The organism is Tardiphaga sp. 862_B3_N4_1, assembly GCF_051811085.1.
Lineage (GTDB): Bacteria > Pseudomonadota > Alphaproteobacteria > Rhizobiales > Xanthobacteraceae > Tardiphaga > Tardiphaga robiniae.
Window position 1 is genome coordinate 131825 of sequence record NZ_JBPWQB010000002.1, and the last position, 24004, is coordinate 155828.

Below are 24004 nucleotides of genomic sequence, written 5' to 3' on the forward strand. Positions count from 1 at the left end.
GGGAGTGATAGAATGAACAGTTTTAACGCCGCGGCACATAGCGGAAGCCTCGACATAGCCGTTGTTGGGAGTGGTATTTCCGGCCTGTCCGCAGCGTGGCTGCTTTCAAAACGACATCGGGTTGTTCTATACGAAGCCGATAGCCGCCTGGGTGGGCATAGCCACACGGTCGATGTGGCGGGTGCCGCGATCGATACGGGCTTTATTGTCTTCAACGAATCCACCTATCCAAACCTGACATCACTCTTTGAGCATATCGGCGTCGCCACGAAGCGATCCGACATGTCATTTGCCGTCTCGCTCGACGATGGCAGGCTCGAATACTCCGGAACCGGCCTTCTGGGCCTGTTCGCGCAGGGTCGAAACGCCATCAGCCCACGATTCTGGCGGATGCTGCGCGACCTCGTGCGCTTCTATCGCGAGGCGCCACGCAATGTGGCGGCCTTGGGCCTGATTACGCTCGATGAGTATCTCGACGCCGCCGGTTATGGAGAAGGATTCCGCAACGATCATCTCTATCCGATGGCGGCGGCCATTTGGTCCACGCCTGCTGCAAAGATCGGGGCCTATCCAGCGGCTTCATTTATCAAATTTTGCGACACCCACGGCCTCCTGAAACTGTCTAGTCGCCCGATCTGGCGCACCGTGTGCGGCGGCAGCCGCTCCTATGTGCGAGTGCTTACTGACGCCATAGCCGAAGTGGTGTCTGACTATCCGATCCGTACAATCGTTCGCACCACGAACGGTTCCGAGGTCGTCGGATATGACGGTGATCGTCGCCGTTTCGATCAGGTGGTGATTGCCACTCACGCGGATCAAGCGCTCCAAGTGCTTGCTGATCCGAGCAGCGAGGAACGGCGATTGCTCGGCGCGTTCGACTATATCGACAACGATGCAGTCCTTCATTCGGACCCTCGCTTGATGCCGCGCCGCCGCCGGGTCTGGTCGAGCTGGAACTACATGGCGAGGGACGACGATGGCGGTCGCAAGCTCGCCGTGACGTATTGGATGAACCGTCTTCAGGAAATCGAAAGCGAGCGACCGCTTTTCGTCACGCTCAATCCCCACCGGGAGATCGCACCCAACGCTATTCTCAGGGAAATGCGCTACAGCCATCCCCGTTTCGATGCGCAGGCGATGCAAGCGCAGAGAGAGCTTTGGTCGTTGCAGGGCAAGCGCAATACATGGTTTTGCGGCGCCTATTTCGGCGCCGGCTTCCACGAGGATGGATTACAAGCCGGGCTTGCCGTCGCTGAAGCCCTCGGGGACCTGCGGCGCCCCTGGACAGTCGCTGACGAATCCGGCCGCATCCATGTTCATGAGACTGTGCTCGCCACGCCTGAAACGGAGGCTGCCTGATGTCGGGCTTTCGTTCGGCCCTCTACTCCGGCTCAGTGATGCATCACCGATTGCGGCCAAGAGAGCATCGGCTGCGCTACAGCATTTTCTACATGCTTCTCGATCTTGATGAAGTCGATATGCTGGCAGGCAGGCTGCACCTCTTCTCGCACAACCGCTTCAACCTCTTCAGCTTCCATGATCGGGATCACGGCGAGGGAGAGACCACGTCGCCGCGGGCCAGGATCGAGCGGCATTTGCAAGAGGCCGGCATCGAAGCCGGCGGCCCGCTCCGGCTTCTCACCATGCCGCGCATCCTGGGATACGCCTTCAATCCGCTGAGCATCTATTTCTGCTACAGGCGAGACAACTCGATTTCGGCGATCTTATACGAGGTCAGCAATACGTTCGGTGAGCGTCACAATTATCTCATTCCCGTTGCCCGCGACACGAAAGTGCCAATCCGCCAGAAAAGCCAGAAGTCCTTCTACGTTTCCCCCTTCATGAGCACCGACATGGTCTATTCGTTTTCTGTCGTCCCTCCGGGAAAGAATTTGACGGTTTCGGTCATCGGTCACGATGCACAAGGGCCGCTGCTCATCGCCAAGCTCGCTGCAACCCGCCAGAATCTGACCGACGCAGCTCTAGCGCACGCCTTCTGCGTTTACCCCCTGCTGACCTTGAAGGTGATCGCAGGCATCCACTGGGAAGCACTGCTGATTTGGCTCAAGGGCATTCGCCGGCATCACCACCCTTCTCCCCCCGATCGACCGATAACACTCGGCCGCGATCTCGAAGCCGCCCCCCATTTGACGAAGGACACGACAAATGTCCTCCGATAGCCAAATCTGGGAGAGCGTCACCTCATCCGCCGAAAGGAAGATGGCGTGAGTTGGCCATGCTACGCTGGGGATGCCGTCGTCGAGCGATGCCTTCTCCAAGAAGGCAAAGGAGCGCACCGACAAGCCGGACGCCTAGGGCAAGCAGTACGCCACCGGGGAATAACTCCGGAAAAAGCCGGACAATGCACTACCAACATTCTGCGACCTGAAAGCAAGCACTGGACGCGATGGCTGGCCGCATGCCCGTTGGTGAGTGGAACGGCACACTCCTGAAGGGCGGGAGTGCCGGAGAGTACACGACCGACCGCGACAAGACGTCTCCGACGGCATCATCGAAATGTACGAGCGCGGCGCCACGTTAATGTGGAAGTCGTCTGAGGCCGGGGAACTGGCGAGAACGCAAGGACTTAACGGTGCATGACTAACAGTTCGGTCGCGTCCTTACTCTGCTCACTTGGGATTTGTTATAGCGTCGCGTTTATCGGCGCTCGGGTTACGACGCCTGAGATTCCGACTTGGTACGCGAGTTTGGCGAAACCATCGTGGACACCACCGCGCATCGCGTTTCCCATCGTCTGGCCCATCCTGTATTTCCTCATGGCGCTGTCCGTGTGGATGTTCTGGGAGGCGCCTCCTTCGCCCGCTCGAACCGCAGCTCTTGGCGCATTCGGCATCCAGCTCGCCCTGAACGCGATATGGTCGCCGATCTTCTTCGGTCGCCACGATCTGCGGTCTGGCATGATTGTTATTTCGCTGTTGTTCGCGGCAATAGGAGTGACCGTCATCATAGGCTTGGGCGTCGACAGTACCGCCGCCTTACTGCTTTTGCCCTATCTCGCTTGGATACTTTTTGCGGCTGCACTCAATGCTCGCATTCTTACAATGAATTAGCGACAACGCGGCATGAGACCGCATTGACGAAAGAGGCCGCCCATTGAGGCCTTACTTTCCCCGCTCGATATCGCGGGCCTGTTGTTCCAATTCGTCAGTAAGCTCGATAATACGTCTGGCCGTTTCAGGATCGGTCGTCATCCGGGCCATGGCCCGATACTTATCTACCTTCTCTCGAAGCTCCCTGACTGTACGTCGTGTATGCATTCCACCCTCCGCCGATATCGTTACGCGGGACGGAGAAATTGGTTCTCTAGAACCTCCGAAATAAGGGCGCAGCCAGAATAGGCCACTGCGGCCAAAAACAGGCCAGCACCAAAACTGGGTTCAAACGAATAGGGGAACGAATTGGCCTGATGTCCCTTCGTACTGCAAATGCCTAACCCGTTTCAGTTGTCGAATGGTTTTTTCATTCTTGTTGCTGCATGTCGGCCAGTTCATCCACCAAAACACGAACATTCTCGCTGTAGTCCACCGGCACCACTACGAGGTGAAGGCCACCGGCCGCGAAGGCCTTCTCCAGTGTCGGTGCCAGACCGCCCGCCTCGGTCACGCGATGACCCTGGGCACCGTAGGACTGCGCGTAGACGACGAAATCCGGATTGCCGAAAGTCATCCCCGCGTCGGCGAAACCGTCGACGGCCTGCTTCCACCTGATCATCCCGTAGGCGTGATCCTCGATGACAAGCACGACCAGATCGAGCTTCAGACGCTGCGCGGTCTCCAGTTCCTGCGAATTCATCATAAAACCGCCGTCGCCGGCGACAACGACCACACGGCGCTTCGGATTCAGCAGCACCGCCATCATGCCCGACGGAAGCCCCGCGCCCATCGTCGCAAGCGCATTGTCGAGCAGCAGCGTGTTGGCGACGTCCGTGCGGTAGTTGCGCGCGAACCATATCTTGTACATCCCGTTGTCCAACGCGACGATGCCGTCGGGTGGCATGACCTGGCGGACGTCGTGGACGATCCTCTGCGGCGTCAGCGGAAAGCGGTCTTCGTTGGCACGGTCGCCGATGTGGCTCAGGATGTCCGCGCGCACGCCGTCCCACTGCGTGGTCTGCTTGAGCTTCCCTTCGAGCTCGGTCGCCAGCATGTCGAGACCTTTCGCAATGTCGCCGATAAGTTCAGCTTGCGGATAGTAAACCTCCTCGACCGTCGCTGGCGTGAAGCCGATGTGAAGCACCTGATGGCGGCCACGCCCCATGATGAATGGCGGCTTTTCGATGGTGTCGTGGCCGATGGTGATGATCAGGTCGGCGCAGTCGATCGCGCGATGGACGTAGTCGCGTTCGCTGAGCGCCGCCGTGCCGACATAGTAGTCGGACGCCCCGCCGACGGCCCCCTTCCCCATCTGCGTGTTGAAGAATGGGATCTTCACCCGGCGGACGAATTCGGAGAGCGCGGGCGCGAGCCTAGGCCTGCTGGCACCGGCACCGAACATGAGCAACGGGCATTTTGCCGAGAGGATGAGCTCGGCGGCCTTCCGGACGGCGTCCATCGAGGGCGCCGGGAGATCGATCGGGTGGACCGGGACGACCGAAACGCCGGACACCTTCTCCGCCGCGACATCTTCCGGAAGCTCCAGGTGCACGGGTCCGGGACGCTCCTCCATCGCAATCCGGAAAGCGTTCCGGACGACGGTCGCGATGGACGACGCACTGACGATCTGCTGCGACAGTTTCGTGAGCGGCTTCATGCTCGCGACGACATCCACGATCTGGAAGTGCGCCTGCCGGCTGGCGTGGATCGCCTTCTGGCCAGTGATCAGGACCATCGGCATGCCTCCCAGGAGCCCATAGGCAGCCCCTGTCGAGAGATTCAGGGCTCCGGGCCCCAAAGTGCTGAGGGCCACACCAGGCCTCCCTGTGAGGCGCCCGTGGGTCGCTGCCATGAAGGCGGCGGGCTGCTCGTGACGCGTGACGACCAGCTCGATGGAAGACTTGCGCAAGCTCTCGACGACGTCGAGGTTCTCCTCGCCGGGGACGCCAAAGATGCGGTCGACGCCCTCGTTTTCGAGAGCCGCCACCAGCAGATCGGAGCCTTTCATTTCCCGGTCCTCACTGTTCATCGTCAAGCTCCTCCATTTGCACAGTACCGTATTGGACAAACAGGTCCATTTAATGAAACGTTTGGTGGAACAGGCGTCTGAAGCGCGCCTTTCCCTTGCCAGGATATGCGCCTCCTCGATAGCACCTGCCAGGAACCGACCGGCAGCCGAGAGGACGATGGTTGCTGACCCGCGTTCGAGACGCCATATCCTCGGCCGTTGACGATCCGATCTGCCTGCCCTGTAAGATCGTAGTCCAAGGCCTGAAGAAGGATGCACCAGATGCGCATAATGTGGATCGCCGTACTTGCCATCATGCTGCCCGCTGCCGCGCTGGCGCAAGACATCACGCAGCGCCCCGTCCGAACCGAACGCATCTCAGGCACTCCAGTGGGCGTCGGCCTCTATGAGGTCGCTCCGGACGGCACCGTTCTGATCGACTGGCGCGCCATCGAGGCGGCGGCCGATGGAGCGGCCGATCGCGCATCCACTCCGGTCGCGAAGGCGATGCTGGCGATCAGAGATGGCAAATGGAAACCGATGGCCCGGTGACGAACGACGTCGCGCCGGAAATCCGACAGCGCAAGATCATCCATATCGACATGGACGCCTTTTACGCGTCGGTCGAACAGCGGGATAATCCGGAGCTTCGCGGCAAGCCTGTGGCCGTCGGCGGCTCTCGGGAGCGCGGGGTCGTGGCTGCGGCGAGTTACGAAGCCCGCAAGTTCGGCGTCCGCTCGGCGATGCCGTCCGTTACCGCCAAACGCCAGTGTCCAGATCTAATCTTCGTGAAACCGCGCTTCGAGGTCTACAAGACTATCAGCCAGCAGATCCGCGAGATCTTCGCCGAGCACACGCCGATCGTCGAACCGCTATCCCTGGACGAGGCTTATCTGGACGTCACCGAAAACCTTCAGGGTATTCGACTAGCGCGCGACATTGCGCTGGCGATCCGCGCTAAAATCAAGGACGAGACCGGGCTTAACGCCTCCGCCGGCATCTCCTACAACAAGTTCCTGGCCAAACTCGCCTCCGACCATCGCAAGCCAAACGGTCAGTATGTCATCTCTCCGGAGATGGGCCCGGCCTTCGTGGAGACGCTGCCCGTCAGCAAGTTCCACGGCATCGGCCCGGCGACTGCGGCCAAATTCAATGGATTGGGTATCCACACAGGCCTCGACATCCGGAACCAGTCGCTGACATTCCTGGAAGCGCACTTCGGCAAAGCCGGGACCTATTACTACTGGATATCACGCGGCATCGACGAGCGTCCTGTCCGCGCCAACCGCATCCGGAAATCCATCGGCGCCGAGAACACTTTCTTCGACGACCTCACCGAGTTCGACGCCATGATTGCCGCGCTGCAGCCCCTCGTCGACAAAGTGTGGCAACACTGTGCGAACACAGGGAACCGCGGGCGAACCGTCACGCTGAAGGTGAAGTTCGCTGACTTCGAGATCATGTCACGAAGCCAATCAATGCCGACAGCCGTATCAAACCGCGAAGAGCTCGAACGGGTCGCGGCATCACTTCTCGAGCGCTCAATGCCACTGCCGAAAGCCGTGCGGCTGCTCGGTGTGTCGCTATCGACACTTCAGACGAAGGGGGACGACGCGCAATCCCAGTTCCAATTACCAATCTAGCAGCGCTAAGCCGATTCAGTCCGTCGATCAGTGATCGCCTTGCGCAGCGTGCGCGACAAAAGCTCAACCGAATACGGCTTCTGGATGAGTTCAAAGCCTGTATGGGCGTTTTCGGCTAGAACGTGGCTGTAGCCACTTGTCAGAACGACCGGCAATCCAGGGTATTGGTCGCGGATAATCGTGGCCATCTCCACCCCGTTCATGCCGGGCATGATGACGTCCGAAAACACGAGGTCGAATGCGAATTCATCCTTGGCTAGAACGTCCAGTGCCGCGGAAGCTGACGTCACCCAGTCGGTTGCGTATCCGAGATCCTGCAGAAGCTCTGTCGAGAATCCCCCGACATCCGTATTATCCTCGACAACAAGAACGCGGTGCCCCCGCCCGCTTGTCGCTGCGCTTGCTAATGGCGGCGCGCTGCTTTCGACTTCGGCGCCAGTTTCGGCCCGCGGCAGATAAATTGTGAACGTCGCGCCCGCTCCAAGCGTGCTGCTGACGCCGATCTCGCCGCCCGTCTGTTTGGCGAACCCGAAGGCCTGACTCAAGCCGAGGCCCGTTCCTTTTCCCACGTCCTTGGTCGTGAAAAATGGTTCGAAGATCGCATCCAGGTACTCGCTAGCTATGCCGACGCCAGAGTCAGTTACGGAAACCGCGATGAAGTCGCCCTCCCTCAAAGGATGAGAACGCATCCCCGGGATCGAACCCACTGCCGCGACACCAATGACGAGGCGCCCTTCGCCGTTCATGGCGTCGCGTGCATTAACAGCGAGATTGACCAACGCGGTTTCGAACTGCGTTATATCGGCCATGGCGAACTGGTCGGCAGTCTGAACTTCCAGATCAATCTGAATCCGGCCGCCGACCAGTGGTCGGATCAGATTCGCCACGCTCGCGACCTGCGTACAAACATTGAAGACGCGCGGAGCAAGCGGCTGTCGGCGAGCGAATGCAAGCAACTGTCCGGTCAGCTTGGCCGCACGGTCAACTGTATCGGAAATCGCGTCGATATACCGCCCTCGTCTCTCCTCTGGAAGATCGCGCCGACGAAGAAAATCTGTGGCTGACCTGATAATCGTCAGGAGGTTATTGAAGTCGTGCGCCACGCCTCCGGTGAGTTGTCCGACCGCCTCCATCTTCTGAGCCTGGCGCAGAGCGTCCTCGTTCCGGCGACGCTCCGTCACATCGACGGCCTCTGCCAAGACGGCTGTAATCCTACCTCCACTGCCGAATACTGGGCGCATGGCGAGGTCGAGATGCCGCTCCGCGCCGGATAGGTTCAATTGAACTTCGGCGCGCCACGCATCGCCGCTCAGAGCGGTTTTAAACGCGCTGAGAACTCGTTCGGGCATACGGTGCGTCGCAGTAAACCAGGGCGTATCCCAGAACGGCATCCCGAGCACCGTCTTCGCTTCCACCGCGATGGCGGCAAGTGCAACCGCATTCGCGAAAACGAGCGTACCATCGAGCGCGAGCAATCCCTGATACTGGTTGGTCGTCTCCAAAATGGCTCGTAAATGAGCCTCGTGGGTATGAAGTTGCGCGGTTCGCTCTTCAACCCACCGTTCAAGCACCTCATTCAACCCACGCAGTTCGATCTCTGCTTCTTTTGCAATCGTGATGTCGTGGGCAACCCCAATAAAGCCGATATGCTTACCCGCTGGGTCCCATCGGGGTTGCGATTCGGATCTGACCCAACGCCACACGCCATCCGCACGTCGATATCTGCTTTCCAGCACGAACGGCTTTAGGGATGCCTCACCTGCAATGCTCTCGCGCACGACGCGCGCCATATCGTCCGGGTGAAGGATGGTCCTCCAATCGAAAGCCAACGCTTCTTCATATTCAAGGCCAAGAAATTCCAGGTAGGCTTTGTTTGCGAAGGACCGCGTCCGATCAAGACGTGTCACCCACATCGGGACTGGCGCACTGTCGGCGATCAATCGGAACCGCTCTTCACTCTCGCGTAGCGCCTCTCTGGCGATCGCACGTTCCGTGATATCGATATGAGCGCCGATCATCCGCAGCGGTCGGCCTTCTGGATCACGCTCGATACGCGCCTCTGCTACGATCCAGCGAATTTCCCCGTCGCTGGGCCGAATGATGCGATACTCCGAAGAATAACGTTCCGTATCGCTATTCAGAAGGTCCAGAAATTGCCGCTCAGCGCGCTCCCGGTCGTCCGGATGAAGCCTGGCGACCCAGTCTTCATGTGTCTCGTTTGCAGCTTCAGGGGGTAACCCGTGTATGGCGAGATATTCAGGTGATCGTCGGTTCTGAAATCCATCGCGCAGGTCGACGATCACACCGCCGACTTTCGCGATCCGTTGGACCTCCGCGAGTTCGCTTTCCCGATCGCGCAGGGCCTGTTCGGACGCTGTCAGTTCTTTCGCCACGGCTTCCTCGCCATCATGCGGCGGTCGGCCGCTCTCACACTGTTTAGCAAGGCGCAAGGGGAAAGTCCGCTAAAACAGCGTGCCCTCGGAGATCGCAACTCAATAACATGACGCAGAGTTCCAACTTCTCGCGGTCTGGCATTTATGCTAAACATTATCTTATGAAGAAAACGACAGTAGCAAAGCAAAAATCAAAAGGCCGACCTGCGACCGGCCAAACGCCAATGCTCGGCTTTCGCGCCGCAGACGAACTACGCGGCAGGATTGTTCATTGGGCCGAGTTTCAGCCGGACACTCCGAAACTCTCAGAAGCTGTGCGCCGCCTTGTCGAACTGGGTCTTACCGTTAAACCGTCTCGCAGAAAGAACGTCGCTCATAGAGCCCGTGCCAGTGAGATGGCCGCCGGCGCAATCGACAAGCTGACGGACAAGGGCGCCAGTGCGGACGATCAGGCCAGTCGGAAGCGGCGCCTGCTCAAAGGGCCCGAGGAATTCCGCGACGTCCGGGTCGATCGGAAAGCAAAAAAGTAAGGCGTAGCGCTACTTCAGCACTATCCACGCTGGAGCATGGTCGCTTGGATCCAGCTTGCCGCGCACCTTTCGGTCGACACCGGCCTGCGCAAGCCGCGGGCTCAGCGCAGGACTGAGAAGCAGATGGTCAATGCGAAGGCCAGCGCCACGCTCGTAGCGGTTCCGCCAATACGACCAGAACGTATACATCGGCTCATCCGGATGCTGTTCGCGCAGTGCATCGATCCACCCCTTCTCGAGGAGCTTGCCGAACGCCGCCCTACTTTCCGGCTGCACGAGCGCATCCTTGTCCCACGACTTGGTCGGGTAGATGTCGAAGGGCGTTGGCACGATGTTGAAGTCGCCGGCGATAACGGCAGGAGCACCGGACTTGAGCAGCTTGCCGGCGTGGGCGTTCAGACGCTTCAGCCAGGTGAGCTTGTAATCGAACTTCGGTCCCGGCTGCGGATTGCCGTTGGGTGCGTAGACGCAGCCAACGAGAACGCCGTCGACGGCAGCCTCGATGTATCGGCTTTGCTCGTCGCTCTCGTCACCAGGCAACCGCCTGCGCGTTACCACGATCTTGGATTCTCTAGCGAGGATTGCGACGCCATTCCAAGTCTTCTGCCCAACCCACTCGGCAAAATAGCCCGCCTTACGCAACGCACTTTCCGGGAATTCGGAATTGGCGGCCTTCAACTCCTGAAGACAGGCCACATCCGGTTTCGACGACTTCAACCATGCCAGCAGATTGGGCAATCGCTTGTTGATATTGTTCACGTTGAAGGTAGCGATCTTCACGCGCTCTCCTGATCCGAGGCTTACGGACATTTAGCTCAGTCATGCAGCGGCCCGGGCTCCAAAGCCGACAAGTGAAGCCCCATCGGCGTATGCCACCGTTGGGTCTGTACGAGATGAACTCAGGAAGGTCGTGGAGCATTCAAAATCTTGTCAATCGTGATGGGAAAATCACGCACCCGCACACCAGTTGCGTGAAAGATCGCATTAGCGACGGCAGACGCGGTTCCCACGATGCCGATCTCGCCCAGGCCCTTGACGCCAAGAGGGCTGACCTTGTCGTCCTTTTCATCGACGAAGATCACTTCAATATCCTCGATGTCGGCATGGGCCGGAACGTGATATTCGCCGAGATTGGCATTCATAATCTTGCCGAGGCGATGATCCGTCATGGCTTCCTCGTGAAGCGCCATGCCGATTCCCATCACCACACCGCCTAGGATCTGGCTGCGGGCCGTCTTGGGATTAAGGATCTTGCCCGCCGCCGCCGCGCACACGACGCGCGTCACGCGAACGACCCCCAGATCTTCATCCACGCGCACTTCCGCGAACACGGCGGAATTCGTGTAGCTGATATATTTCAGCATCTGCCGCAGGTTCGGGCTGACTTTGCCCTGCTCGGTGATTTCCGTGAGCTCGGCGGCGTGCATGACTTCGAAAACGGAAAGCCCGCGCGCCGGATCATCCTTCCGGAAGATGCGTCGATCCCGAACCTCGACGTCTTCGAAACTTGCATCCGCAAGAGGCGAATTGGCCATCTTCCTGGCTTGCTTGAACAGAGAATGCTTGACCGCCTCACATGCGGCCTGAACTGCCGAGCCGTTCGACGCTGCGGTCCACGAACCTCCTTCGACCGGCGACATCGGCAGAGTCGAATCGCCGATCCTGGCCTGAACGTCTTCGAGTGGTAATCCGAACGCTTCGGCGCCGATCTGGGTCAGGATTGTCCAGGTCCCAGTGCCAATATCGGACGCCGCCGTTGCCACCTCCAGCGTCCCGTCCACCTTGAGAGTCGCAGTGGCCTGGGCCTTTTGCAGGAAGGCGTCCCACATTCCCGTTGAGACGCCCCATCCAATCAGCTCGCGACCCTCCTTCATGGCACGCGGCTTGGGGCTTCGCTTCTCCCATCCAAATGCCGCAGCGCCCTCGCTGTAGCATTCCATAAGCGCCTTGGATGTGAACTGCTTGTTGGTGTTTTCGTCCTTCGAGGCGAAATTGATCCGCCGAATTTCGAGCGGACCGATACCGAGTTCGTATGAAAGTTCATCGAGCGCGCATTCGAGCGCTGTCACGCCGATGGCTGCGCCGGGTGCGCGCATGTCACACGGCGTGGCCGTATCGAGCTTGGCAAGCTGATAGGTCAGCTTGACGTTGTCGCAGTGATACATCATGCCCGACCAATTGACGACAGCCTCCTGATAATCCTCGTAACGGGAGGTCGAGGCAACGGCATCATGCATGATCGACTGCAGCCGCCCATCGCGATCGGCGGCGAGCGAGACGGTGTGGTAACTGTCCGGCCGGTAGCCGATATGAAACATCTGAGCACGCGTCAGCGACACCCGCACCGAGCGTTCAAGTTCGAGACTGGCCATGACGGCGAAGAACAATTGGTGCTGCGGCCGCAAGCCGGCGCCGAATGCCCCGCCCACATATTGATTGACCAGGCGGACATCCTTGCTGCGCAGGCCGAACACTGAGGTGACATAGCCCTGCGCATTCTGGGAGCCCTGCGTCTTGTCATAGATCGTCAGCTTGCCGTCGCCCTCGAACACGCAGGTGGTGGCGAACATCTCAATCGGATTGTGGTGCTCGGCATTGATCCGGTAATCGCGGCTGATCTTGACGGGCGCATTTTGAAACGCCTGCTCGGCATCGCCGCGCGGGTCCGGTGGCGGCGGAATACCGCTACGCTTCTTCGGAGGCACATAGGCCTCTGCCCGCTTCGCCTCAAGCTCGGTACAATGCGCATCGACATCATAGGCAATGCGAACCAGGGAGGCCGCATCGCGCGCGGCCTCGAACGTTTCGGCGACAACCAACGCGACCGGCTGACCGTCAAACAGGATACGGTCCGAATTCAGCGGCCGGAACGGATGGCCAGGAGGCGCGACTTCGTCCCGCCAGCTACGATCAAGCCATGCCGCCTTGCTGCGATTTTCGTGCGTGAAGATTTCGACGACGCCTGGAAACTGCCTTGCTGCATCCAAGTCCATCGCCGCGATCCGTCCAGCGGCGGTCGTACTACCAACGATGTAGCCATAGAGCAGATCGTTAGCAGGATACTCCGCCGCGTAGTGCGCTTGGCCTGTCACCTTCAGTTTACCGTCGACCCGGTTGGTCGGACGTCCGATATGCGTGATTTCACCAACTGACATGCGATGGTCCCGTTAACTTTCTAGTGGATCGATTTGTCGGCCTGATCCTGGGGTGTGCCCGCAGCCGCCTGCTCCAGCGCACGAACGATAGCGCGGCGAGCAAGCTCGATCTTGAAGTCGTTGTCGCCCTGCCCCTTCGCATCACGAAGAATGAAATCAGCGACCTGCTTAAAGCTCTGGGTCCCGACTCGCTCGCCTTTCAGCGATCTTTCTGCGTCAAAATCCCGCCACGGCTTATGCGCGACCCCGCCGAGCGCGATCCGGACGTCCTGGATGATGCCCTCCTCCACACGCAGCGCGGCGGCGACGGAGATCAGCGCGAAAGCATAGGAGAGCCGGTCCCGGATCTTGAGATAGGTGTGATGGGCACCGAAGTCGGGCTTGGGGATAATGATCGATGTAATGAGCTCGCCGACCTTCAGCGTGTTGTCGCGTTCGGGCTCTCCGCCGGGGAGGCGGTGGAAACCAGACATCGGAATCGATCGATTGCCGTCCGGCCCCTCGACTTCGACGGATGCATCGAGTGCAGCCATCGCGACGCACATGTCCGACGGATGGACTGCAATGCAGCTATCGCTGGCGCCGAGAATGGCGTGAATGCGATTGACGCCGCCAATGGCGGAGCAGCCACTTCCGGGCTGTCGCTTGTTGCAGGCTGTCGACGGATCATAAAAATAATAACAGCGGGTTCGCTGCATCAGGTTTCCCCCGGCTGTAGCTGCGTTTCGCAATTGCGGCGATGCGCCGGCAAGAATGGCGCTTGACAGTATCGGCCACTTTTCCCGAACGTCTCGATGCCACGCCAGATCGGTATTGGTGACCAGCGCGCCGATGCGCAGCGCTCCACTGGGAGTGATTTCGATCGATTTGAGCGGAAGCCGGTTGATGTCGACCAGCCGCGACGGCTGCGCCACATCATATTTCATGAGGTCGACGAGATTGGTGCCACCCGCCAGCGCGCGCGCTGCAGGTTCATTCAGCGCCGCGATGGCATCGGCCACTGTGGCCGGGCGGATATATTCGAACCGGTTCATTCGGCGGCCTCCTTCGCCGCGATGCGCGGCATCAGCACGTCCTCGACCGCATCGGCGATATTGGTATAGGCGCCGCAGCGGCACAGATTGCCGCTCATATGCTCGCGTATCTCGGCCCGACTACGGGTGTGGCCTTCCGCCAGCAGACCCGCCGCTGAGCAAATTTGGCCAGGCGTACAGTAGCCGCATTGAAACGCGTCGCGCTCGATGAAGGCGACCTGCAGCGAATGCAGTTCGCCATTCTCGGCCAGCCCTTCGATAGTGGTGATCTCGGCGCCGTCGCGCGACACCGCGAGTGCCAGGCACGAATTGACGCGTTTGCCATCGACGAGCACGGTACAGGCGCCGCATTGTCCCTGATCGCATCCCTTCTTAGTCCCGGTGAGCGAGAAGCGCTCGCGCAACAGGTCCAGCAGCGTCACCCACGGTTCTACTTTGAGTTCGTGCAACGTTCCGTTGATCGTCAGGAAAATTGGGATCTGTGGGTGATCTGGGATCTGGTTCACGGGGCGCCTCGCTATGCGTTCGCCATCAGAACCATTCTAATCGTAGGATGTTCCGTTTTCTTCCGCCCTCAGGATCGGCTTGCCCGCACCGATCGGCGAGGCCAACCTTCCCGCTTCTGGCGTCTCACGCGCGCCGTCGGAAGGCCGCCAGGATGACGTCGGGGAACCGCCGCGGGCAAATGGGTGAAGGAGAAGCGAGTGTTGTTCCACTGTTGCGCGATTTCTCGCCAGGAACAACAAGCGAGCAAGTTAATTCATCCAGCTCGGGGCATGACAACGAACGAGGACAATATGAAGAAGACGTTGATAGCAGTTGCGGCAGCGGCACTGATGACTGCTCCTGCCGCATTCGCACAGAGCGGTGCAAATCCGAGCGCGCCTCAGGTCAATTCCGCAGGCAATGGCGTTACACAGCCCGGCACTACCAGTACGGGGACGGCAGTCGATCGCCCGACCTCGAGCACTCCACACGCGGCGCCGCACGCTGCAGGATCGCAGACTGGCAACAATGCCAGCTCCCTTAGTGGATCGAATGCAGCGACTGGAACTACCGGGTCTAACAGCTCTGCCGAAGGTCGCACTTCGGGCGGCGGTGGTGGTGGTGGTGGCGCAGGTGGTGGTGCCGGCGGCAACTAGCCCGTGATGCCAACCAGAGGAGACCCCGATGATCGGGGTCTCCTCTTGGTCGCCCGCGCCGGTGGCGCGCGCGCCAAACACTTCACCCGCCAGCCCTAGCCCTGACCGCCTTCAAGCCTGCGACCATCTTTCAAGGATCTCGGCACAATCTGCCAGTTCGATCTGTAGGTCGAAACGCCGGGCGTACAAGCCAAGTAAGGCATCGTGAGTTTCGTCAGCTGAGCTGCACATCGCATCTTGCGCAACGACGATGCGATAGCCCAGATCAACAGCACTCAAGATGGTTGAGAGAACGCAGACGTCAGTCTCCGCGCCGCTCACAATCAAGGTATTAACGTTACCGTCTTGCAGAATATCGTGAAGCCTTCCGTTCGAGAACGCAGAATACGCAGACTTGTCGAAGACAATCGCCGGTGGGACATGTCGCTGCAAAGGCGGCATAAGCTCGAGGAGGTGCGGGTCCAGACGTTCGCGCGTGACCAACCGCCATTTTCGGAAGTAGCTCTGCCACATCCCATTTGCATGCTCGGGCGACGCCGGGGGAATAAAGCGCGTAAAGACAGTCCGTGCCGGGTCACGTTGGACGAGGCTTTCCACCGCCGGCATGACACGTTCGAGCCAAGGTGTCGGCCAAGGCCCTTCGGGACCGAACAGCCTCTGCATGTCCAGACACAAGTGCATTGCCCGACTGGTGTCTATTCTTGATCGGAGCTCGCCCATCTCAGGTCCACGTCCTGCGAAGTCTCTTGTAAGTCCACCAGCAAGAACCTGCGGTCGCCGCCCATACCAGAGATGCCAGCGCCAAGCTGCTCCAGGGAGCCGCGGCATTTACGAGGAAGACTGTGAGAGCGAACGCAACGAGGCCCATGCTTCCCAGAGCCGCTCCAGCGGCCTCGAGCGCAGCGGCGTCTTCACCACGTCTCTTGCCCTGCAGGCCAATTTCCCTTTTGCGGCGCCTTTCGTGCGCCTCGACCAGCGTGGCACTGGCGCAGAGCATGGCTGGAAATGCCAGGAACAGACCTCCGACGCCCGGACCCCAACGTGTGCCGATCAGGCCAGTTATTGCAGTCGATGCTCCGCCCAGCAGGAACCGGACGATGTATTCGTACCAGCGACCATCGCTCAACGACGAGAATGAGGCTCGAACAAGCATTCAGCCCACCATCCCATAGAGGCCAAACGCGACTACCAGCCACAGGGGAAACCCGAGCAGGGTAACAGATAGAACTGACAACCCCGTGCGTTTGAGTAAACGGCACGTCACGAAGCTGAGCACGAGAAGAGCGGTCGCGCCGGCCATCATCGAAGCAGCCAGCGTAGAGACGTAGTCCGGTCCGTGCCTGGAGATTGCGAGCGCGAGCGAAACCAGGGCCACCGATGGCGCGGCGCCGAAGAGTCCCGCGAAGGACTTAGGCCGTAACACGTCTCCGAGCAGCGCGAATATCGAGACGACTGCCCCTCCAACGAAAAATCGGACGGCGTAATCCGTCATGGCGTCGTCGTCCCATTGCCGTAGCCGGTCCAGCGTCTCAATAGCCGATCAATCAGATATCCGCTGGCGAAGCCCGCGACCACATCGCTCGTCCAGTGCGCGAGAACATAGATCCTCGTCAGCGAGATACCGACCGCAGCCGTCCAGGTCAGCTCGCGATACGACCGATCGAATGAGGATGCTGCGCTCGCGAGAGCCCCCATATGCATCGCGTGCCCCGAGGGGAACGCATCATTCGCGCGGCCTGAGATCGGTACTCCGTGTAGATGGCCAAGAATGGTGAGCCTATCCGGTCGACGTTGATTGAAAACATGCTTCAGTGCATGCGGCACAACGGCCGTGGCCACCGAGGCCGCCAGAAAATGCGTACCGACAGTTCGCTTCCGGGGGGAGCCGCTACGCGACAGGAGCCAGAAGGCCGCTGCAGCAACAACGAGAACATGCTCGTCCGCGCCCCACGTCAGAGCTTCGGCCACTTGTTCGCTTGCGGCACGTGCGTGCCGAACGGCGGTTGCTGCGACCTCGCGATCAAGGAGAGTGGGTGGTACCATTATTGGCCGCATGGCATCTCCGTATGACACCTAGATAACGGCACTCTAAACCCTGATCATGCAGCCAGGTTCCGCCCCCTATGCAGAGTCCTCCCCGCGAATGTCTCGTATTTTACAGCCGAGCACGGTTGCTGTCAGCGCACAGCCGATACTGTTCGCCAGAACGATGATCCAGTCGCCCTTGAGTAGACCGTAGCCGATCCAGAGACCCAGGCCTGATGTCAGCACCACAAGCATCTTGAGCGACAGATCTTTGGTTGAGCTCCGGGGCAATGCTTTCCGGACCTGTGGAATGTACGACAGCGAAGTCAGGACAGCGGCGAACCCTCCCACCCACGGCAAAATGCTGGACACCGATGAGACCCCACTGCTTTGCCCCGAAACGCTCGATCCGATTAGATGAAAGGTTTGCCGCCTGTAACGGCGATCGTGGCCCCGGAAACGTAGCTTGAGAGTGGATCTGCGAGCATCACGTAGGCGGTTGCAAGCTCTGCGGGCTGTCCGGGACGTTGCATCGGCGTCTGCTTGCCGAAATTTCTAACGGCTTCGTCTGGCATAGTGGATGGAATGAGCGGCGTCCAAATCGGTCCCGGTGCCACCGCGTTTGCGCGGATGCCCTTATCGGCCAACATCTGCGCCAAGCCGCCGGTGAAATTCTGAATGGCCCCCTTCGTCGTTGCATAGGCCAGCAAGGTGGGGTTCGGCATATCCGAATTGACCGACGCGGTATTGATGATCGCACTTCCGGGCTTCATGTGAGGCACGGCGGCCCTTGTCAGGTAGAACATTGCATAGATATTTGTCCTAAACGTCAAATCCCACTCGTCATCGGAAATGTCGCCGATGTCCTTGAAGGTCGCTTGATGCGCGGCGTTGTTAACGAGGATGTCGATCCCGCCCAATTCCCTTACCGCCTTATCGATAATCACGTCGCAATGGCGCCGATGCTGGATGTCACCTGGGACCATTATGGCCTTGCGGCCTTCGCGCTCGATTAAAGCTTTAGCTTCGAGGGCATCCTCGGTCTCATCGAGATAAGAAATCAAGACGTCGGCACCTTCGCGTGCGTAGGCCAACGCGACAGCGCGGCCGATCCCGCTGTCGCCACCGGTAATTACCGCTCTCATGCCCTGCAATCGACCACCCCCCTTGTAGCTGCTCTCGCCATGATCGGGACGAGGCTGCATGGCCTCCGTTCGGCCGGGCATCGGTTGTTTCTGGGAAGCAAACGGAGGCGCGGGATAAGAATGGGGCATGAACCAGCTCCTAGATAAGTGCCAATCGAAAACGCTTGATTGGATGCAGCGTTCCGCCGGTGGCGACATCGCCCGCCCAATGACGAAGGGGCGCTTGGGCAGCGCTTTTTCCTACTCTGGCATCGGTTTCGGGTCTTCGTCGCCAGGCGCATCGCTTTCGAGCTCGCTTTTGGCCTGGTGCCAGAAGTCATCGGCCTTACCTTCCGGGCGACCTTCCCTTTCCCAAAGTTTGTGAGCGTACTCTCGGATCTGTTCTTCAGAGTATCGGGGCATCGGCCTCTCCTCAAAAACGGATAATTGCGGCGGCGAATCGCTTTGGTACAGTCATGCAGGCGAGCGCATCGATCGCTATAATTGCTTGTGCGCTTAAGACGCCACTATGCGACCAGTTCCCCGTCCAAGAATATTCCGTTAGGACTGTCGCTCCCGAATGAACCTTTCTCTCGTCCGCGCAGCAAAGCGCTGTCACGAAAAAAGGGGACTCGCATGGCTTTTCGCGAATCCATCAGCCGGCTTTTTGGCCGCCCCCTCACACCGGAAGCTGCCGAGCGTACCAACAGTTAATGCCTCGATGGACGAGTTCATCCGGCTACTGCATACCAACGGCTATGACAGCAAAAGCTCCGCCACGTTTGGAGCGATGGCAGGGCCATCGGAATGGCCACCATGCGAACAGGACGCTCAACCTCAAAAGAGGAAGGAATGTAAGTCGTTTCTAAGTAACAGGCGGCAACCTGATCGGCGTCTCCAAGCGGGTACGTCGCCACCAGCTGACGGTCGGCTAGGTTCTGAAAAACAGGAAATATACAACGGCAAAGGCGGCCACAACTAAGCCAAGGCTCCAAATTAAAACGTTGCGAACCGACGGCCCTGGCTCGGCGCCGCGTGCTTTGCGCGCTGACTTTACTTCGGCGCCATCATCATCTCGTCCCAATTCATATCCTTTCACGCAGCTTGAGCCCCCGTCAATTTGTTGGACCGCCAAGCGCTGTCTTGTTTCCGGCTTCGCTGCTCGGGGCGCTGACATGGACTTCGTGTCCCTGGCGGATCGCAAGAGACGCTGCAGCCACGGCTGCTTCGAAAGCAGACTCTTTGGTCAGGAATTTCCCTTCCACGTCTCCATCGTGCAGAACGCCCCAGCCATCGTTAGATTCGATGACGGCATAAGTTGCTAAACCCATAGTGTCCTCCGGAATAACTGTCGGTCACAAGCCACTGCTAGATTCATGTTTCCCAAAAGCGTCACGCTCGACGATCTCAAAAGGCAACCGGCCTAATCATTGCCGCCGTGCCAGTGCCCGGCCAATGAGAAATGCTGCCAACAACATACCGAGCGGAGCTTCACGCGTAAGCTTGCTTAGTATGTCGAGCGGCTTGCCGGGCTTTTTGCCTTCCTCGATTGCTTCTCCTATTGTTGATGCGACGGCTTTGACACCATCCGCCACGGTGGCCTTCAGATCAGACCATTGGTCACTTACACATGGCGTCTCTTGATCGGTCATGGCGCGTCCTCATCGGGTCGTTGCACAAGCACTCACTATGAGTATTGTTCCGGGCAAGACGGTTCTTCCCGGTCCAAGATCATTCCCGTTGCGCTTTGAAAACCTGGTCGGGCGGTTCGCGCGAGCCGGCGTCACGCAGAATAAGCGCTCTGCCGGGTAGCAACGGCAGGGCTACAGCGCCGAGAATGTTGGGCCTAGGGAGCATCGCCTTACTTCTTCACGACTGGCGGGGACGCTTTAAGAAGATCGCAACCGACGCGTGGCATTTAAAAACCAAGTCAGCGATTATCGACGGCGAATCGTCCCGTTGGGGACGGCACAACAGATTTGTCCGTGCAGCAAAAGGCACTGCGAGCGGGCCGCCCTTCAGACCAACTAGCTGAACTGAGCGCCGTTCTCAGACCCAAGCCTGATCCTCATCGACAGAGCCCGCGCCCGCACAAGGTCGCGGCTTAGGCGATCCTCCGGCCGGCCGCCTTGCCCTCTTCTAGAAATTTGAATTTATCGCCGTAACGAGCGGCTAATCTGAGAAGGCAGAGACAATCCTTAAAGCAAACTTTGGTTCCAAATCTGACGGTAAAAGTGTTCTTGTGCCGCGTATGTGGGGGAGCCTACTCTGACCTGCGACTCCCGTGCCGCTAAACGATGGCAGTTATCGCCTCTACCAGAGGGATTGGTTCGCGGAAAGTGAATGATGCCAAAAACAAAAAACGACCGCAATCTTTTAGAAAGCGAACGCGCCTTCCGACTTCTCGTTCAAGGCGTCACAGATTATGCGATTTATCTGCTCGACCCCAACGGCATCGTATCAAACTGGAATGCAGGCGCCGAGACGATCAAAGGGTATGGCGCCGACGAAATCGTGGGCCAGCACTTCTCGGTGTTCTATCCGCCGGAGGATCGCGAAGCCGGACTTCCCGCCACCGCATTGGAGGCCGCACGCCGGAATAAGCGCTTCGAAGCGGAAGGCTGGCGGATGCGGAAAGACGGTACGCGGTTTTTCGCGTCCGTGGTTATCGACGCCATCTATGAAAACGATGTCCTTGTCGGCTTTGCCAAGATCACGCGGGACATCACCGAACGGATGCAAGCCCGCTCCGCATTGAGCGAAAGCGAAAATCTTTTTCGCCTGTTGGTGAGCAATGTCACGGACTATGCGTTATACATGCTTGATCCGGAAGGTCATGTCACCAGCTGGAACCTCGGCGGTCAGCGGATCAAAGGCTATCTTCCTGACGAGATTATCGGTCAGCACTTTTCGCGCTTTTATACCCCCGGCGACCGGGACGCTGGAAAACCAGCGCGTGCTCTCAGCATTGCACGTGAAAAGGGCCGTTACGAAGAAGAAGGCTTACGCGTCCGCAAAGACGGCACGTTCTTTTGGGCGAGTGTGGTCATTGATCCCGTCCGCAATGACGCAGGCGAGCTGATCGGGTTTGCCAAGATCACGCGCGACATCACAGAGCGACGTCAAGCAACGCAGCAACTTGAACGTATGCAAAAGCAGCTGGCGGAAGCGCAGAAAATGGATGCGCTCGGTCAGCTGACCGGCGGAGTGGCTCATGACTTCAACAACCTCCTTATGGCAATCACGGGTAACGTTCGGCTGATCAAACGGCATGCCATTGTCCCCCGCGTGATCGAGGCAGCAGGAGCGATTGAGGCAAGCGTTCGTCGCGGCGCGGCACTTACTCGTCAGTTGCTGACGTTTGCGCGGCGTCAGCAAGTCGCTCCGACGCTGCTCAATCTTGAAGAGACCGTGCAAGCTGTACGCGAGGTCTTGGCTACCGTTCTGGGTAGCGCGATCAAGCTCGAAATCTCCGTACCGGCCGGAGTTTGGCCAATCTTCGCGGATCCAACCGAACTCGAAACTGCACTCATCAATCTCAGCATCAACTCTCGTGACGCCATGCCCGACGGGGGCACCTTGACGATTACGGCAGCAAATTACCGGGTCAGGGATGGAGAGGATAAAGGCGAGTACGTGCAGATCAAGGTGGCTGATACCGGCGCAGGTATTCCCGAGGACGTCATTGCGAAGGTGTTCGATCCGTTTTTCACGACCAAACCCGTCGGCAAAGGAACAGGATTGGGACTCTCACAGGTGCATGGCTTTGCCAACCAGGCCGGCGGTCGTGTCGAAATCCAAAGCAAGCTCGGCGCTGGTACGGAAATCACCATTCGGCTTCCGCGTGGCGAAGGCCATGCAGGTGCGCACGAAGCAGAGGTTCTGGCCAAAGGCGCCGGCAATGTCCTTCTTGTTGAAGACAATCCGGATGTTGCCACCGCCAGCGCCGTATTTCTGGAAGAGTTGGGATATCGCGTGAAATGCGTACCGGACGCGGAGTCCGCATTGCGCGAGATCGAGCACGACGGCATCGACCTCGTTTTCAGCGATGTCGTGATGCCTGGAAAAATGGATGGTCTCGGCCTGGCCCGCCATCTTAGGCAGAATTACCCGAACATCCCCGTCGTTCTCGCAACGGGCTACAGTGAGGCAGCGCGGAAACTGGGCTCTGAATTTTTGCTGTTGCGAAAACCTTACGAGCTTCATGAGCTGAGTAGTGCCTTACAGACAGCCCTTCACCAAAGATCGAAGGGCGCTCTATTAAATTGAACCACAAACAATGCACCGGATCTTACGCCCACCTGTCTTGACTAGCGTCAGCCTCATCGGCTCATGACACTTTGCCTGCCATGGCGAGAGCCGATGGAGCAAGGCGAAGGTCCCTCATGGGTTCGCGATGCGACGATGCCTTCGATTGCGTGGCCGTAATTTTATCTAAATGCGGAATGTTGAGAACGCAATTTAGATTGGAACGCATCTGCGAAATGAACGTAGTAAGGGCGCCATGTCCCTTCTGTCAGACTCCACGTTGCAGATCGTCTTGCTTGCCGCCTTGTTCGTTGTCCTTGAGGGCCGCGGCGCCGTTTCGCGCCAGCTTTGGAACGTGCTTTTGAAGATCAAACTGTTTTCGCGTTCATCAGCGTGGAAGTGTTTGCCATGGTCACAAGGGACGGAACCACAATCCCCGGGATAGACGCCGAGCAGGTGGCCAAGCTTGAAATTGCACGTCGGATTTTGGAGCAGGCACGGGCTATCCTAGCAAAGGCGGCGAAGGACTAGGCCTCGCTTCCTCCTTCACGGCCTGCCCGGTTGCGCTCATCTTGCGGCCGGCGGTCGGCAACGGGACGCCAGCGGGCCCAGCGGATCGCCTTAATGGGGCGGGACTTCGGATCTTGGTGACGTTGACGCTGTCGGCCTGATTGCCGCCGCGGCAGTAGTAATAATTCGCATGGCAGGCGGCTCTGCTCGGTGGATGGACCAATGTCAGCGGTACATCTTGGGAACAACGCTAACAATTTTCACTTGGTCATACAGTGAAGTCGCCGGACGCTTGAACTCGCTTTCGCAGTCTCAACGATCAAGGTCGCCTAGCTCTCCGCGCCTTGAGCCTTGGCTATCTAACCTTTTCCGGCGTGCTTGCGCCTGGGCGATGACTCGCTTGGATCTCTTTGGAGGCAGCGTCTTTGCCCACGATTCACCAGCAAAGGCCGTTAAGCGGCCGCGGAGCGTTTCATGAAGACTGCACTAGGAAGTGATCCGAGACTTAACGGCGATGGTCTCGTCGATCGTTTCAAAGATCAGTTGCTGATCGTCATGTTGAAGCGGCTTGGCGGCGGTCCATTACGGATTCCAATCGAGGAAATGGACCGGACTGGAACGGACCTAGCGTCGTTTCGCCTTGTCGGCGACGACTTCGTCGTGAGTTTATTCAAACCGCATTAGGATGGCCGCGGCCCGCTGGCGCCTACGGCCCTTCGCATGTGCGGTTGGTCCTTCGAACGATCGACTAGATAATGCTTAAAAAGAAAGGCCGCATCGCCCATGACGACGTGGCCTTTGTCCTATCTGCTTATTGTAGGACAGTGCCCTACCGGTTTCCGAAATACGCCTGAGCCTGCTTCAGAGCCTCGGACGGGTCGTCGAACTTGTCGCCGGCGAAACTCTTCATGGGGCTCCAGTGCGGTCCGTGAGCGGTGATATGGAACCACCCATCCTCCCCCCGTCGGACGCGTCCGACGATCTCCTGACGCTCGGCCCAGACGAGCAGCCACGTCTGGGAGTTCTCGTTGTGTGGCTGCAGCTCGATGGTCGCCATATAGTTCGTCCAAAAGGAGTGC

General features: G+C 58.9%; 24 protein-coding genes. 9 read left to right on the plus strand and 15 right to left on the minus strand.

Annotated features, from left to right (window positions below):
• The first annotated feature begins 12 nt into the window (after positions 1-12).
• The 3 genes from AB8B02_RS17915 to AB8B02_RS17925 all read left to right on the plus strand — a co-directional run bounded on the left by AB8B02_RS17915 (position 13) and on the right by AB8B02_RS17925 (position 3071).
• Complete coding sequence (locus tag AB8B02_RS17915; RefSeq protein ID WP_439064739.1) at positions 13-1359, plus strand: NAD(P)/FAD-dependent oxidoreductase; 1347 nt, start codon at positions 13-15, stop codon at positions 1357-1359.
• Entirely contained in the window at positions 1359-2180 is an 822-nt protein-coding gene (locus AB8B02_RS17920) for a DUF1365 family protein (RefSeq protein WP_120293169.1), read from the plus strand. The genes AB8B02_RS17915 and AB8B02_RS17920 overlap by 1 nt, the downstream gene beginning before the upstream one ends.
• 417 nt (positions 2181-2597) lie before the next feature.
• On the plus strand, positions 2598-3071 hold the full coding sequence (locus tag AB8B02_RS17925; RefSeq protein ID WP_439059603.1) for a TspO/MBR family protein: 474 nt from the start codon (positions 2598-2600) through the stop codon (positions 3069-3071).
• Between the two features lie 409 nt (positions 3072-3480).
• Here the strand turns inward: AB8B02_RS17925 and AB8B02_RS17930 are convergent, their stop codons facing one another.
• Positions 3481-5142 (minus strand): acetolactate synthase large subunit, encoded by a 1662-nt coding sequence (locus AB8B02_RS17930; protein ID WP_439065890.1) that lies wholly within the window; start codon positions 5140-5142, stop codon positions 3481-3483.
• A 261-nt stretch (positions 5143-5403) separates the two neighbouring features.
• On the opposite strand from AB8B02_RS17930, the gene AB8B02_RS17935 reads away from it, so the two are divergent.
• Both AB8B02_RS17935 and dinB read left to right on the plus strand, forming a co-directional pair.
• A complete protein-coding gene (locus AB8B02_RS17935) occupies positions 5404-5673 on the plus strand; it encodes a hypothetical protein (RefSeq protein WP_439064740.1) in 270 nt (89 codons plus the stop codon).
• A complete protein-coding gene (gene dinB, locus AB8B02_RS17940) occupies positions 5652-6764 on the plus strand; it encodes a DNA polymerase IV (protein ID WP_439064741.1) in 1113 nt (370 codons plus the stop codon). The genes AB8B02_RS17935 and dinB overlap by 22 nt, the downstream gene beginning before the upstream one ends.
• 5 nt (positions 6765-6769) lie before the next feature.
• On the opposite strand, the gene AB8B02_RS17945 is transcribed toward dinB, so the two are convergent.
• Positions 6770-9157, minus strand: a complete 2388-nt coding sequence (locus AB8B02_RS17945) for a PAS domain S-box protein (protein WP_439064742.1) — start codon at positions 9155-9157, stop codon at positions 6770-6772.
• Positions 9158-9318: 161 nt separating this feature from the next.
• Here AB8B02_RS17945 and AB8B02_RS17950 point away from each other — a divergent pair, with 161 nt between their 5' ends.
• Positions 9319-9687 carry a hypothetical protein gene (locus tag AB8B02_RS17950; RefSeq protein WP_120286780.1) on the plus strand — a complete coding sequence of 123 codons (369 nt, stop codon included), beginning with the start codon at positions 9319-9321 and terminating at the stop codon, positions 9685-9687.
• Between the two features lie 9 nt (positions 9688-9696).
• Here the strand turns inward: AB8B02_RS17950 and xth are convergent, their stop codons facing one another.
• From xth to AB8B02_RS17970, 4 genes are all read right to left on the minus strand, one after another.
• Positions 9697-10467: an exodeoxyribonuclease III gene (xth, locus tag AB8B02_RS17955; protein ID WP_439061867.1), complete on the minus strand. Its 771-nt coding sequence runs from the start codon at positions 10465-10467 to the stop codon at positions 9697-9699.
• Positions 10468-10586: 119 nt separating this feature from the next.
• Positions 10587-12842 carry a xanthine dehydrogenase family protein molybdopterin-binding subunit gene (locus AB8B02_RS17960; protein ID WP_439064743.1) on the minus strand — a complete coding sequence of 752 codons (2256 nt, stop codon included), beginning with the start codon at positions 12840-12842 and terminating at the stop codon, positions 10587-10589.
• A 20-nt stretch (positions 12843-12862) separates the two neighbouring features.
• Positions 12863-13876: an FAD binding domain-containing protein gene (locus tag AB8B02_RS17965; RefSeq protein ID WP_439064744.1), complete on the minus strand. Its 1014-nt coding sequence runs from the start codon at positions 13874-13876 to the stop codon at positions 12863-12865.
• Positions 13873-14382, minus strand: a complete 510-nt coding sequence (locus tag AB8B02_RS17970) for a (2Fe-2S)-binding protein (protein WP_439064745.1) — start codon at positions 14380-14382, stop codon at positions 13873-13875. The genes AB8B02_RS17965 and AB8B02_RS17970 overlap by 4 nt, the downstream gene beginning before the upstream one ends.
• Positions 14383-14673: 291 nt before the next feature.
• Between AB8B02_RS17970 and AB8B02_RS17975 the strand changes: the two genes are divergently transcribed.
• Positions 14674-15018 carry a hypothetical protein gene (locus tag AB8B02_RS17975; protein ID WP_439064746.1) on the plus strand — a complete coding sequence of 115 codons (345 nt, stop codon included), beginning with the start codon at positions 14674-14676 and terminating at the stop codon, positions 15016-15018.
• A gap of 111 nt (positions 15019-15129) precedes the next feature.
• On the opposite strand, the gene AB8B02_RS17980 is transcribed toward AB8B02_RS17975, so the two are convergent.
• The 8 genes from AB8B02_RS17980 to AB8B02_RS18015 form a co-directional block, all read right to left on the minus strand.
• A complete protein-coding gene (locus AB8B02_RS17980) occupies positions 15130-15738 on the minus strand; it encodes a cysteine hydrolase family protein (RefSeq protein WP_439064747.1) in 609 nt (202 codons plus the stop codon).
• 433 nt (positions 15739-16171) lie between these two features.
• On the minus strand, positions 16172-16510 hold the full coding sequence (locus AB8B02_RS17985; protein ID WP_439059611.1) for a DUF3147 family protein: 339 nt from the start codon (positions 16508-16510) through the stop codon (positions 16172-16174).
• Positions 16507-16986 (minus strand): phosphatase PAP2 family protein, encoded by a 480-nt coding sequence (locus tag AB8B02_RS17990; protein ID WP_439064748.1) that lies wholly within the window; start codon positions 16984-16986, stop codon positions 16507-16509. Before AB8B02_RS17990 ends, AB8B02_RS17985 begins: the two co-directional genes overlap by 4 nt.
• 153 nt (positions 16987-17139) lie before the next feature.
• Positions 17140-17415 carry a SemiSWEET family sugar transporter gene (locus AB8B02_RS17995; RefSeq protein WP_068738714.1) on the minus strand — a complete coding sequence of 92 codons (276 nt, stop codon included), beginning with the start codon at positions 17413-17415 and terminating at the stop codon, positions 17140-17142.
• Positions 17416-17456: 41 nt separating this feature from the next.
• Entirely contained in the window at positions 17457-18317 is an 861-nt protein-coding gene (locus AB8B02_RS18000) for an SDR family oxidoreductase (protein ID WP_068738716.1), read from the minus strand.
• Positions 18318-18428: 111 nt separating this feature from the next.
• Complete coding sequence (locus tag AB8B02_RS18005) at positions 18429-18590, minus strand: DUF2934 domain-containing protein (protein WP_081422126.1); 162 nt, start codon at positions 18588-18590, stop codon at positions 18429-18431.
• Positions 18591-19282: 692 nt separating this feature from the next.
• Positions 19283-19498 carry a hypothetical protein gene (locus AB8B02_RS18010; RefSeq protein WP_081422127.1) on the minus strand — a complete coding sequence of 72 codons (216 nt, stop codon included), beginning with the start codon at positions 19496-19498 and terminating at the stop codon, positions 19283-19285.
• A gap of 96 nt (positions 19499-19594) precedes the next feature.
• On the minus strand, positions 19595-19819 hold the full coding sequence (locus AB8B02_RS18015) for a hypothetical protein (RefSeq protein WP_081422128.1): 225 nt from the start codon (positions 19817-19819) through the stop codon (positions 19595-19597).
• A 694-nt stretch (positions 19820-20513) separates the two neighbouring features.
• On the opposite strand from AB8B02_RS18015, the gene AB8B02_RS18020 reads away from it, so the two are divergent.
• Both AB8B02_RS18020 and AB8B02_RS18025 read left to right on the plus strand, forming a co-directional pair.
• Positions 20514-22436 carry a PAS domain S-box protein gene (locus AB8B02_RS18020; protein WP_439060533.1) on the plus strand — a complete coding sequence of 641 codons (1923 nt, stop codon included), beginning with the start codon at positions 20514-20516 and terminating at the stop codon, positions 22434-22436.
• A gap of 963 nt (positions 22437-23399) precedes the next feature.
• Positions 23400-23609, plus strand: a complete 210-nt coding sequence (locus AB8B02_RS18025) for a hypothetical protein (RefSeq protein WP_120286791.1) — start codon at positions 23400-23402, stop codon at positions 23607-23609.
• 145 nt (positions 23610-23754) lie between these two features.
• Here the strand turns inward: AB8B02_RS18025 and AB8B02_RS18030 are convergent, their stop codons facing one another.
• A complete protein-coding gene (locus AB8B02_RS18030) occupies positions 23755-23982 on the minus strand; it encodes a hypothetical protein (protein ID WP_068738721.1) in 228 nt (75 codons plus the stop codon).
• Positions 23983-24004 lie beyond the last annotated feature (22 nt).